Genomic DNA, 312 nt, shown 5'->3' on the forward strand with positions numbered 1-312 from the left:
AACGGATTTCGATCATATCGAAGCGTATCGTCAGGACGATATCTTTTCGGCATCGATGGGGATTCAGCACGTGCCTTCCTCTCCAACCTTGCGACAACGACTCGATCAGCTCGCTTGTCTTCCGATGACCGAAACGATTCTTTGGGAGGAGTCCATACGTCTGTTGATTCAACGACATGCCACTTTGTCCCCTTGTTGGACCAAAGGAAAGACGACATGGCTTCCCCTTGATATAGATGGTTCCCCATTTGACAACTCCGATACGAAAAAAGAAGGAGTCAGTCGAACGTATAAAGGATTTGACGGTTTTAC

The 312-nt window shown here is 47.4% G+C and carries 1 pseudogene; it reads left to right on the forward strand.

Features of this window, described 5'->3' with window-relative positions:
- Positions 1–312, forward strand: a pseudogene (locus tag DCC82_RS18485) (IS1380 family transposase); the annotation flags it as partial.

It is taken from the genome of Geobacillus sp. LYN3, from assembly GCF_003064505.1.
GTDB classification, from domain to species: domain Bacteria; phylum Bacillota; class Bacilli; order Bacillales; family Anoxybacillaceae; genus Parageobacillus_B; species Parageobacillus_B toebii.